At 70.8% G+C, this 11,543-nt stretch carries 9 protein-coding genes and 3 pseudogenes; 9 read left to right on the forward strand and 3 right to left on the reverse strand.

Going from position 1 to position 11,543, the window contains the following annotated elements:
* Nucleotides 1–87: 87 nt before the first annotated feature.
* From OG202_RS16195 to OG202_RS16235, 9 genes and pseudogenes are all read left to right on the forward strand, one after another.
* Nucleotides 88–566 (forward strand): annotated as a pseudogene (locus OG202_RS16195) (transposase family protein); the annotation flags it as partial.
* A 160-nt stretch (nucleotides 567–726) separates the two neighbouring features.
* Entirely contained in the window at nucleotides 727–1,485 is a 759-nt protein-coding gene (locus OG202_RS16200; RefSeq protein ID WP_328224680.1) for a phosphotransferase enzyme family protein, read from the forward strand.
* Between the two features lie 67 nt (nucleotides 1,486–1,552).
* A pseudogene (locus OG202_RS16205) lies at nucleotides 1,553–1,712 on the forward strand (IS5/IS1182 family transposase); the annotation flags it as partial.
* A gap of 153 nt (nucleotides 1,713–1,865) precedes the next feature.
* Nucleotides 1,866–2,819, forward strand: coding sequence for a hypothetical protein (locus tag OG202_RS16210; RefSeq protein ID WP_328224681.1), 954 nt, complete (start codon nucleotides 1,866–1,868; stop codon nucleotides 2,817–2,819).
* Nucleotides 2,820–2,973: 154 nt separating this feature from the next.
* Nucleotides 2,974–3,432, forward strand: coding sequence for a hypothetical protein (locus OG202_RS16215; protein ID WP_307164635.1), 459 nt, complete (start codon nucleotides 2,974–2,976; stop codon nucleotides 3,430–3,432).
* A 116-nt stretch (nucleotides 3,433–3,548) separates the two neighbouring features.
* Nucleotides 3,549–3,869, forward strand: a complete 321-nt coding sequence (locus OG202_RS16220; protein WP_327729846.1) for a hypothetical protein — start codon at nucleotides 3,549–3,551, stop codon at nucleotides 3,867–3,869.
* Nucleotides 3,870–3,905: 36 nt separating this feature from the next.
* Nucleotides 3,906–6,608: an ATP-binding protein gene (locus tag OG202_RS16225; RefSeq protein WP_328222991.1), complete on the forward strand. Its 2,703-nt coding sequence runs from the start codon at nucleotides 3,906–3,908 to the stop codon at nucleotides 6,606–6,608.
* On the forward strand, nucleotides 6,605–7,207 hold the full coding sequence (locus OG202_RS16230) for an RNase A-like domain-containing protein (protein WP_326582982.1): 603 nt from the start codon (nucleotides 6,605–6,607) through the stop codon (nucleotides 7,205–7,207). The genes OG202_RS16225 and OG202_RS16230 overlap by 4 nt, the downstream gene beginning before the upstream one ends.
* On the forward strand, nucleotides 7,204–7,845 hold the full coding sequence (locus OG202_RS16235) for a hypothetical protein (protein ID WP_326582981.1): 642 nt from the start codon (nucleotides 7,204–7,206) through the stop codon (nucleotides 7,843–7,845). Before OG202_RS16230 ends, OG202_RS16235 begins: the two co-directional genes overlap by 4 nt.
* 4 nt (nucleotides 7,846–7,849) lie before the next feature.
* Here the strand turns inward: OG202_RS16235 and OG202_RS16240 are convergent.
* The 3 genes and pseudogenes from OG202_RS16240 to OG202_RS16250 form a co-directional block, all read right to left on the reverse strand.
* Nucleotides 7,850–8,362: pseudogene (locus OG202_RS16240) on the reverse strand (heparan-alpha-glucosaminide N-acetyltransferase domain-containing protein); the annotation flags it as partial.
* Nucleotides 8,363–8,374: 12 nt separating this feature from the next.
* On the reverse strand, nucleotides 8,375–10,495 hold the full coding sequence (locus OG202_RS16245) for a zinc ribbon domain-containing protein (RefSeq protein ID WP_328222992.1): 2,121 nt from the start codon (nucleotides 10,493–10,495) through the stop codon (nucleotides 8,375–8,377).
* 4 nt (nucleotides 10,496–10,499) lie between these two features.
* A complete protein-coding gene (locus OG202_RS16250) occupies nucleotides 10,500–11,255 on the reverse strand; it encodes an IS607 family transposase (protein WP_328222993.1) in 756 nt (251 codons plus the stop codon).
* Nucleotides 11,256–11,543 lie beyond the last annotated feature (288 nt).

Consider the following 11,543-nt stretch of genomic DNA (forward strand, 5'->3'; position numbering starts at 1 on the left):
CGCACCCGGAACCCATCGGGGCCGTTTCCTCGACCCTCGCCATCGCCGGGACACTTCCTCAGCAGCGACGGGCTCTCCACGGCGCAGATGCGGGTGACCATGCTAGTCGTCACCCGTGAGGGCGACGAGCGCTGCAAGCTGCGTCCGCCTCAGCGTGCGACGGCGGCACTGGTGTACCTGGGCGAGCACACCACCCTGGCGAAGATCGCCAACGGGTTCGGGATCAGCGAGTCCACCGCCGACGCCTTCACCAGTCCGGTCATCGACCTGCTCGCCGACGGTGCGCCGGGTCTGCTGAAGGTCCTGCGCGAGAGCGAAGCGGACTTCGTCCTGCAGGACAGCGCCCCGCCGGGTGCGACCGGGTCGGCGAGGGACGGGCGGACCATTCCGGCAAGCACCGCCGACACGGCGTGAACGTGCAGGTGGTCACCGATCCGGGTGGCCGGCTGCTGTGGCTCTCACCCGCGTTGCCGGGCCTCACTCATGACCTGACCGCTGCCCGCACCCACCGGATCATCCGCATCCGTGAGCGCCAAGGCGTCCCGATCTTGGCCTACCTCGCCCACTACTGAGGTTCGAGGCGTGATGTCGTCGGCAGGAAAGGGCCTGTGAACTGGGGCCATTCCCCTCACCGAGCGACACCAGGTGGTGATCAACAATAATGGGGTGAAACATGGTGGGCTGATCGAACATGCTGGCTCGGTGCAGCACAATGAAGAACAGCCGTTGTCCGGTGGGAACGTCAGTGCTGGCGTGGTCCGCGTCGGAGACACCGTTCGCCGCCCGACCGGACCGTGGACTCCCGCAGTGCACGCCTTGCTGACCCACCTGTATGAGGTGGGGTTCCGGGCGGCGCCTCGCCCACTGGGCATCGACGACCAGGGCCGTGAAGTCCTGACCTTCGTGCACGGCCATGTGGTCTGGCCCGATCGGTTTTCTCTGCTCGAGTCCGCTGGGAAACTGGCCGGGGTGGCAGGGCTGATCCGGGACTTCCACGATGCCGTGCAGGGCTTCACACCACCGGCTGACGCGCACTGGCAGGTGTTGATCCCCGCCGAGGGCAGCGACATCATCGCCCATCACGATCTGGCTCCGTGGAACCTCGTGGTCGCAGGCGAGGCCCAGTGGGCCTTCATCGACTGGGACACCGCTGGCCCCGGTTCCCGCCTGTGGGACGTCGCGTATGCCATGCACGGATTCATTCCGCTGTCTGCTCATCCGGACTGGCAACGCCCCGACGCCGCAGACCGGCTGCGCGTCTTCGCCGACGCCTACGGCCTCGATGAAGACGAACGCCGTCGGCTGGTCCCTCTACTCGGGCGCCGAACGCGTTCCATGCACGACTTCCTGCGCGAGCAAGCCGCCCGGGGTGTCCAGCCCTGGGCAACCCTGTGGACCGAAGGCCACGGCGACGCCTGGCGAAGCGATGCCGAATACATCGAGCAGCGCGAAGACCAGTGGATGCACGCCCTGCTCGGCGATTGATCTCGTCTCCGACCTCCGGCCATGACTGATGATCTTTCGCTGGTGTCACTGGGGCGACAGGGCATAGCTCACCCTCACCGAGAAGAGCGTCAGCCGGGCACTGTCCGCGCACGGGCACCGGTCGAACGCGGCGTCGCACGCCTGAAGTCCTGGCGCATCTTCCGCAGGTCCCGGCGCAGTCCAACCGCATGACGTCAATGGCCAAAGCCGTCCTCCCCCTGCAGCAGCACGGGACGCCAATGCGACTACGCCGAAGCCCTGCCCCGAAAACGGCCCGGAATCTTGATCAGAATTCAGCGGTACAGCCACTTTCGGTCACTCAACTGCACTTTTTTCGGCCGGATTTGGCGATCTTTCCCCTGTGGTTCAATGAACGTGCCGTGATTCGATTTACCGCGCGTGGAGCAGCGTTGACCAAGGAAAAGACCTTCGAGGCCACTTCGGTGCTGCTCACTGAACTGCTGGCCACCCAGCCGCGGTACCGGAGCCGGTGGCGCGCCCGTGTCCGGCGGGACCGCTCGGGCGGCGGGGTGAGCAACGCCGCCGTAGCTCACGTTCTGGCCGAACACCTGTGGGAATCTGGCGAGTTCCCCGAATCCCAGCGGACCCTCGCCCGCATCCTGAAGGACCGCGTCCGCCGCGCGCTCGACGGCACGTCGATCACGTCGGAGACACTGACCTGGCTCATCGACGCCTTTCACATGGACGAGCGCGACGCCGAATGCCTGCGGGCTACACACGCAAGCGATTCCGGTAACCGTTCCGACGGAATCTCCGACGCGATCCATGAACCCCGGGAGATGTTCAGACGCCAATGGCATCGCACGGTGACGGTATTCGAACGCTATTTCCTGGACCATGAAGGACAGTTGACCGAACGCCGCACAAAGCATGTGATCATGGCTCTTGAGGATGGTGTGGACAGCTATTTGTTCAACCACGAATCCTCCGTGGAGACCGTCGAGGTGCTGCACGGCGGAACCCTCGGACAGGAACATCATTACGACGGCCTGGTGTCCCACGAGATCGTGTTCCCGCAGCCACTCAAACAGGGTCAGCGCATCTCGTTCGAGTACCGGTCCGCCTACCGTCCCGCTCCGCATCCCCCGCAGGAGGTACGGCGCCCCGCACGCGGCCGGATCGAGAACTTCGACATCGCGGTGCACTTCGAGCCGCGACGGCTGCCCAGACGGCTCTGGTGGGCGACCTGGTCGGACCACCACCTCGGCGATCCCGTGCAGTTGGAGCCGGCCCAGGTGTGCGACATGGGCAGAGCGCACCGCTATGTGTCCTTCGTGGAACGGTCGGTGGTCGGCTTCCGCTGGAACTGGTGAGCACAAGGCCGGACTTGGCTCCGGACTTGAACGCCCGGCCTGGGCAGCGGACTTGGACGCCCTGTGCGCCGTAAGGGCACTCCGTGCGCCATAAGTGCGCCATGCGGCGTGTTCACTCCCCCTGTCAGTCAATCGGACGATCTCGGGGGACACCGTGGGAATCCTCAACCAGTTCGACGTCATCGACTCCTTCAACCAGCTGATCCCCGGCGCGGCCGGGCACTCCGACAGCTACCTGCGCGAGGTCGCCAAGGCGACCCAGGACCAGGGCCTGCCCGTCGAGATGAACCTGGAGAACAACTCCGACGGCCTGTTCGCCGCGATGCGTGGGCAGGGCGCCCGCAGGTTCCTCGTCGTCCAGCCGTTGGACCGCAAGGCCCGCGGCCTGCGGATGATGCACTACGGCTTCCCGGTCGGCACCAACCTCACCGCCGGCTGGCTCCTCACCGGAACCACCGGCAACCTCAAGCTCTTCGACTACCTCGACCTCACCGCGGTCATCGAGTCCGTCCACGGACTCGCCGTAGCCCCCGCGCTCTACAGCGTCGCGGACAGCACCGGCTTCGCCCGCGAGGAGATCCGCAAGTACCAGAGCGGATTCTTCGGCGTCTGAGCCTCGCCGCCCCACCATCCGGGACCCGGCAGTCCGAGCCGCCGCCGCGTCCGTCCGCGCCGCGCCGCTCCACCGTCCGGGTCCCTGACTATCCGAGCCGTCACGGAAGGACAGCCATGGGCTGGGTCATCTTCATCCTCTACTTCGCGGGCATCATCGGCACCACCCGCTACGCGATGCGTCTCTTCAACCTGCACTGGGCCGACATCAACGGATCCGGTCTGAACGGCATCGGCGCCCGCTTCAAGACCATGGTGCCGGGCACCTTCTGGCCCATCGGCCTGCCGATCCTTCTGCTCGTAGCACAGCAGCGGCAGGAACACCGCCAGGCCGCCCGCGAGGGCGTGGCCGATCTCATGAGAGGCGGCGACACCCCGCGGAACGCCCCCGCGCCGCAGCCCGAGCACCGCACCCGCAACCCGTTCGACGACATCTGAGCCGCCTAGGCCCGCACTCTCCCAGGAGGTGACCACGTGCAGTGGCCCCCGGACGTCCGCCATGACACGGCCGTGATCTGGGCCGACACCGACTTCTTCGCCAGGCCGGTCTGCTGGGCCACTGCGGCAGCCCGGATCGTCTCGGGCCCCCGCGCGCCCGAGACGGCCGGTCCCGCAGAGAGCGGCGCGGCGATGCGCGCCGTGTCCACCCGAATCGTGCAGGCCCTGCGGGGCTGGGCGAACCGCGCCGCCCTGGAGGTCCGCTACACCGCGCCCGCCGCCGCCCGCCCCCAGGGAATCGACTGCCACCTCATCGCCCGCGCCGAGGGCAGCACGCCGTTCGACGCCGACGTGTCCGCCCAGCAGCTGCTGGGCGCGGCGGCGCGGCTGCTGCCCCCGGGGTTCGTTGTGGAACCGGCCGACCCGGCGGACCTCGTCGTCCCCACGGGCGCGGAGACCTGTGCCGAGGTCCGCCGGCACGAGGAGGTCGTCGCTCCCGCCCTGGCCGACTACTCCGCCGCCGAGTACTACTACGTGCCCGGGCGGCTGCACGGCGACGGCTCCGCCTGGGACCCGTTCCTTCGTGCCCTGCTGCACACCCCGTCCCCCGTCCTGGTGAGCCTGGTGTTCCTGCCGACCGCGCTGACTCCCCTGGAGAGCGACGCCTACGGTCACCTCTGCTCCGGCCTGGAGTACGAGGCCGCCACCCGGACCGTGCAGGACTACCTCGGGCCGGTGGAACTGCCGCCCGACGACAACGCCCGCCGCGCCCTTGAGGCCTGGCGCCGCTTCGGTGACAACTCGGCCAAGGTCCTCTCGCGGGCCACGGTCGTCGGCGACCGGGTGACCACCGAAACGGTCGCCGCCACGCTCGCGGCCGCCGTCGGATCGTCGTACGAGGTGGCTGAACGCGGGATGACCGGCGGCGTGAGCATCGTCCGGCCCGGCGACGGTGCGGAACTCCGGCTGGCCGCCCAGTGCCTGGCAGGCGGATCGATCGCGCCCTGGGGCGGCCACCCGGTCTGGCAGCTGCCCCGGGCGCCCGAGTCCATACGCCGAGTACCCTATTTGTTCGGGCCCGAGGAGGCCGCCTCGATGCTCGTCCTCCCGGTGCCCGGTCCCGACGGCTGCCCCGGTCTGGAGGCGTCGTCGCCCGCGCTGGACCAGGTCGCCCCGGCGCCCGCGGCCGATCCGGGCAGGCCCGTGCTCGCCCTGGGCAACCGGATCAGCGGCGGCCCCGAGGCCCCCCTCCACCTCCCGCTCGACGACCTGGTCAGCCACGGCCTGATCGTCGGCGCCCCCAACACCGGCAAGTCGACCACCTTGCAGAGCCTTCTCGTCCAGCTGTGGCGGGACCACCAGGTGCCCTGGCTGGTCGTCGAACCCGTCAAGACGGAGCACCGCGGCATGCTCGCGGTGCCCGGCATGGAGGCGCTGCGCATCCACACGCTCGGCGACTCCGAGCGCGCGCCCTGGCGGTTCAACCCGCTCCAGCCGCCCCCGGGCACCACCATCCACGCGCACATCTCGTCGCTGATGGCCGTCTTCCGCGCCGTGGTGCCCGACATGGACAGCGCACTGCCGCTGATTCTCGAACAGGCCCTGGAGGAGACCTACGTCCGGGCCGGCTGGGACGGCGGGCGCACCCTGCCCGGCCCCGTCCCGACCCTGCGCGCGCTGCTTCCCGTCCTCGACACGCTCCAGGAGGACAGCGCCTACCGCGGTCAGGCCCTCAACGTCTTCCCGGCCCTCGCCACCCGCGTCCGGGCCCTGCTCGGCGGCGAGCACGGCTACATGTTCGACACCGTGGAGCAGACCGACTGGGCCGGACTCCTCGACCGGCCCGCCGTGCTGGAACTGGCCTCCATGGCCGACCCCGCCGCGATCGACATGACGCTCGGCTTCCTGATCTCCCAGCTGTCCGCCTTCGCCCGGCTGCGCGGCAGCCAGAACCGCCGGCTGCGCCACATCATCGTGTTGGAGGAGGCCCACCGTGTCTTCGGCCGTCCGACCGGCGGCCCCGAACGCAGGTCGGCGCAGGCGGTGTCCGCTCTCGCCAACGCCCTCGCCGAGCTCAGCTCCTTCGGACAGGGCTTCGTCCTCGTCGACCAGGTGCCGGAGCGCCTGGACGAGGCCGCCACCGCCCTCACCGGTGTCAAGATCATGCACGCGCTGCGCAGCGCGCAGAGCCGCCAGGCCATGCTCGACGACATGGGCGCCGGCCCCCGCTCCGCGCAGACCGCGGCCACCCTCCGGCGTGGCCAGGCCCTCGTCACCACACCCCGCACCTCCGACCCCCTGCTGGCCGGGATCCGGCCCGACCCGGCGGTGGACACCGCGCGCGTCGTCGACGACAACGCCGTCGTACGGCACATGGCGGTGCCGACCCGCGCCCTGGCCCGGCTGCTGCCGTACGAGCTGTGCTCCCGCGACATCTGCCGGGACGGCTGCGCACCGCGGCGCAGGGAACGCGGGCGGGCCCTCGCCTTCGCCCGGCGCCGGGAGGAACGCGCCGAGGCACACCGGGCGCCGCACGGCGAGGAGCGCCGTATCCCGGCCCTTGGCGACCTCGCCCAGTCCATGGCCCGCGCGTGCGCCGGCCACGCGGCCGACACGTACTGCGCGCTGGTCCACGTGGACCTCGACAGGCCGCTCCCGGGCCTGACTTCTCAGGGCCGGCAGTCCGATCTGACGGCGGTCGTACGCAAACAGGCGGCACGGACGAAAGGCGCACTGTGATCCTCCACGACACACCCGAGGACGAGCGGGACCACCAGGAGATGCTGCGCCGGACCCTCGACGACCACCAGGACCTGCACCCCGACCACCACCGGGAACGGGGACGGGTCGCCGACTTCCAGGACCGGGACGCGGAGTACCGCGAACTGTCCGACCGGTTGCCGCCCTCCGGCGTCGACGTGCTGAGCGACCTGTACCGCGAGGAACTGCGCGACGTCGGGCACGCGATCGACAAGCACGTGGGGTGCTCCCTCGACGAACTGCGCGAGTTCGATTCGTACGACTCGGAGGCGGGCGCGTCCTCCTTCGACACCCCCGGGCAGGCAGCCGACGCCGTCAACGACACCCTGTACGACTCGGCCGGCGACATGGTCGCCTGGGTGGTCGGCGACGACCCGCGCCCCTTCGTCTGCGACGCCGACCTGGGCAGGACGACCGGCCGCTGGGCCCGCAGCCGCGACCACACGGACGGCACCGCCGTGACCGGCGTCCGCGTGGTGCTGGCCAGGGACGCCGACGATCCGCGCGGGTTCGTGTTCCGCACGGCGTTCCCGATCCCGGCGGACCACGTACGAGGCGCGGGGCGGCGACGGCCATGAAGGACATACGGCAGCAGGTCACCGTCGGGATCGTCTGCCTGGTGTGGCTCGCCCTCGCCCTGCTCACCGGCGAGGCGCTGTCCCCGACGCCGCTGCGGCTCTTCTCGGCGGCTGGGACCACGGTGGCCATCGCGGCCCTGGCGTACGAGAGGTCTCTGTGGCAGTGGAAGCTCGTACGCCGGTTCACCGGGAGCCCGCTCCTGCACGGCACGTGGCGGGGCGAGGTGATCACCTCCGTCGTCTGTGAGGACGGCACTCCGGTGCCCCCGATCCCCGCCGTCCTGCACGTGGTGCAGAGCGCATCACGCGTCAGCGTGTCCCTCTTCACCGCGGACTCGGTGTCCACCTCCACCCATGCCTCGCTGCTGCGCGGGGACGACGGACGATGGTGCCTGCGTTGGCAGTTCATCAACCAGCCCCGGCCCGCAGCTCGTCAGCGCAGCCAGCGGCACCGCGGGGTGGCGGAGCTGTGGATCGGCGGCGTGCCCGGCGAAGGCCTGCGCGGCGAATACTTCACCGACCGGCGGACGTACGGCGAACTGAACCTCGTGGAGTGGAGCCCCCGACGCTACGGCAGCGCGTCGACGGCCCTCGTGGCAACGGACTTCGCCCCCGCTGCACCGTACGCGGCGAACTGACCACACGCCCGCCGACCACCGGCTTGAGCACGTACAGCAACTGGGGGCCCACAAGGGCCCGGCCCGCGGCGATCATCGCCGGCGGCTCGGCACCCAGCCGGTGCAGCGGCGGCACGAGCAGGAAGAACAGTCCGTAGAAGGCGAGGATCGGCACGACCGGGGTGCCGGTCATGGTCAGGGCGGTGCCGAGGGCCATCAGTGTCACGGCCCGGATGACGACCTTGGCGACGGCCTGGCGGCCGGCCAGGCCGGTCTTCGGTGTGCGGCGCCCGGTGATGAGGGCGACCGCGAAGCCGGCCAGGACGGCGAACAGCGCGGAGGAGCGGCCTTGGGCCAGCTCCATCAGGAAGCCGATGGCACCGTCCTGGCTCGGGGCGGGGCCCACATGGACCGCGTACATACCGAAGACGGCCAGGCCGCGGGCCAGGTCCACCCCGATCAGTCGGCCCACGCCGGGCGCGCCGGTCGTGGGCTCACCGCGCTCGCGTTCAGGGGACGGTGCGTCGGCCGGGAGCAGCGGGGAGCGTCTCTAGAACTCTGTGTGTGCCTGTGGTTTCCAGGCTTTTCGGGCGCGGCGTGGCCGTGTGCGGTTGCCGTCCGGTGGTCCGAACCTCGGGGTGAGGGGGTGGACTTCGGTGGCGTGCAGGTGGTGGAAGCCGGTCCGCTGGGCGGCGCGGGTGCGTCGTCGACAGGTTCTGCGTGAGAGCCGCACCCGGCCGGATCGTGGAAGGTCTTCCTCGGTTCGGTGGGGTGCGGGTACTCCATGACCTGGCACCAGCCCGGGTGTGGCGGCTGGTGTCGTGGTGTCATGCCCCGCCGGACGCTGGACTGCCCCCGGGGTGGGGGTGGTGGCGGGGACCGTACGCACATCGGGCGTACGGCGGGAAGTCGTGTGGCCGGGGCCGGGGCCTGTGGCAGCGTGGCGAGGGCTCGGCCTGGCAGGGGTGGGGCGTCCCTTGCCCGGGGTGGTTTTCGGCCCGCGCGGGCGGGGCGGGGCCGTTTGCGCGTGGCGCTGTCGGCGCAGGCGGCGGGTGGTCTTCTTCGGACGCCGGACCATGGTCACGGTGCCCTCGATGGTGGTGCGGATGGTCCGGGTGCCTGTGGTGCGGTCGGTGGTGGTGTGGGTTTGGGCGAGCAGGCCGCGGGAGACGATGCGTCGGGCGGCGGCGTGGTCGCGGTCCATGGACAGCCCGCACCCGGTGCAGTGCGCCCACTTCCAGCCCCGCTCACCGAGTCGGTCGGGGGCCGGGTGGTGGGTGAGTGTGGTCAGGCAGCCGGGGCAGAGTTTGGACGTGCCCCGGGCGGGAACGGTGACCACCGCGATCCCGGCCTTCGCGCCCAGGTGCCGGATCGCCTCGGCGACAGCGCCGCGGACCTGCCCGGACAGGCGGGCGTTGCCCTTGCGGTGGCCGCGGGCTTCCAGGGTGGCGAGATCCTCCAGGTAGATGACGCTCGCGCCGAGCGCGGCGGCCTGGTCGACGGCCCAGCGGGCCGCCGCCCGGGCCAGCGCGGCGTTCAGCTGCCGGATCCGGGCACACACCCGGACATGTTCCGCCTGAAGTGCCCGGGCCCGCTCCAGGTGTCCGCCCCAGGCCAGGTGCGGGGAGCCGAGCCCGTCGGCCAGCGCCCGGTAGTGGTCGCGCTTGGCCGCGAGACGCTCGCGCACACCGCGCAGCCGGTGCAGAGCGGTGCTGATCACCGTGGCGTCAAAGACCAGGGGACGGCCGTCGGTGACGACCCGGGAGGTCTGCCCTTTCCCGGCCAGGCGGCCGAGTGTGCCGGTGAGGAGGGTGTTGACACCCCAGTCGAAACCGACCGCCACCCGATGCCCGGTCGGCTTGGTGGCCGGGGTGGGCCGTGAGTGCGGCAGGTCGACGGCGATCCTCCCGGCCGGGGTGGGGCGCAGGGTCGGGGTGTGCAGCACCGCATCAGGCGCGACGGTACCGGGCAGCCGGATGTCGAGCATGTGCCAGGCCCAGTCACGCCCCGTGGCGGGGGCGGCCCGCAGGGGGAGTTTGACCCGCAGCCGGGCGGTGGCCGCATCCACCCGGGTCAGGGTGACCTGCTGGCGGTCCATCGCGGCCAGGAGTACCTGGCCGGCCACCTGTGGCGGGCCCTCCAGGGCGCACAGCCCGGCGGGCAGCTGCCCGTGCTCGGCCACGTGGGCGCGGATCTGGCGGGTGCGGTTGCGGATTTCGGCACCCGTCACCCCGGCGGGCAGTACCGCCCTCAGGGCCGTCCACTCCGCCACGGTGCGCCGCCGGGGATCGGCGGGCCAGGCGGCCAGGACGGCGGCCACGATGCTGCGCCGGTGCAGGGCCAGACGCAGGGTGCGCGCGGCGTACTCCTGAGCGCCCCGCCGCACCCGGTCCGGGACATACACCCCCGCCGGGAGCACAACATCCTGCGGCCAGTTCAAGCGACGCAGCGCCATCCAGCCCTTGGACGGCAACGCCTGACCCTGCCCGTCCACCCCCGCAGCCAGCACGTCAAAGGAATCCTCGTCCCACCGCGCGGCCACCAGAGCACCCGTCAGCTCCCGGCTCAACTCGGCCAGAAAACCCACCCGTTCCAGCAGCACCCGCTGCCCGACCCGCTCACCCGTGGCCTCCAGCACCCCCGAGAAGGCGGTACATGTCGCCGTCGCCATCAACCTAGCCACGCACCTCACCCGCAACACCGGCTCCCGCTCCCGCTCCCGCTCCCGCTCCGGCTCCCGCTCCGGCTCCCGCTCCGGCTCCGGCTCCGGCTCCGGCTCCGGCTCCGGCTCCGGCTCCGGCTCCGGCTCCGGCTCCGAGGACAGGCTGCTTCATGCGGCGCCCGGCTTCGTCCAGAAGCCGTCGACGCGCCTCACGCGAGCGCATCCCGTACATGCGGCCGGCGAAGGTGGCCACCAGCGACATGAAATCGTCCAGCAGTTCCTCCATCCCCCCGGCCGCTCCCTTGGAATGCAACACCTCGACCGTAACGCGGTGATGGGCCAGAACCTGGATCAACCAGCCCGCACCGAACCGGGCCAACCGGTCCCCGTGCGTGACCCGCACATGGGTGAACTCCCCCTTCGTGGCCCGTTTCACCAGCCGGTCAAGCCCCGGCCGTGACTCCCGCAGCCCCGAAGCACGGTCTTTGAAGACCGCGACCACCACCCCCGAAGCGGTTGCCCGCAGTTCGGCCTCCTGCGCGGCCAGCGAAGACCCCTGCCCGCTGCTGCCCGAAACCCGCACATACAGAGCCTCACGCCGCCCGGCCGTATCCGGGCAGCCGGTCAGAGCGTCCAACGCCTCACTGGAGAAGCGCCGTTCACGCCCCACCCACACCACCGCAACCCTGCCCTCGTTGGCCCATAGCCGCAGCGTGCCCGGATGCACACCCACCCGCCGCGCAGCCACCGCCAACCGAAGAAGTTCCATGCCGAGGAACCTACGGCCCCACACACACCCACCACCCCAAACCGGCACGACATCACACCATCGCTGGAAGCAGGGGGGAATCACCCACAGATCCATACACGCTCTGCTATGCAGCATCCACAAGGATCCCTAAGCAAAAACCCCGACAGTTGAAGACCCTGGGTGCTGTGTCATGCCGCTCAGGCTGGAGGCCGGGCCGATCATGGAGTATCCGGCAGAAGGCTGCGGTGTCCCTGCCGACTGGAGGGTGATACCCCGCCGGGTGGCCGGAGCTGCCGCTCGTCGGGC

The organism is Streptomyces sp. NBC_00310 (genome assembly GCF_036208085.1).
In the GTDB taxonomy this organism is placed as follows: domain Bacteria; phylum Actinomycetota; class Actinomycetes; order Streptomycetales; family Streptomycetaceae; genus Streptomyces.

Coding starts and splice junctions, on each gene's coding strand:
- OG202_RS16220 (WP_327729846.1), top strand. CDS start 3,549: ATGGGCTGGGTCATCTTCATCCTCTACTTCGCGGGCATCATCGGCACC.
- OG202_RS16235 (WP_326582981.1), top strand. CDS start 7,204: ATGAAGGACATACGGCAGCAGGTCACCGTCGGGATCGTCTGCCTGGTG.
- OG202_RS16245 (WP_328222992.1), bottom strand. CDS start 10,495: ATGGCGACGGCGACATGTACCGCCTTCTCGGGGGTGCTGGAGGCCACG.
- OG202_RS16250 (WP_328222993.1), bottom strand. CDS start 11,255: ATGGAACTTCTTCGGTTGGCGGTGGCTGCGCGGCGGGTGGGTGTGCAT.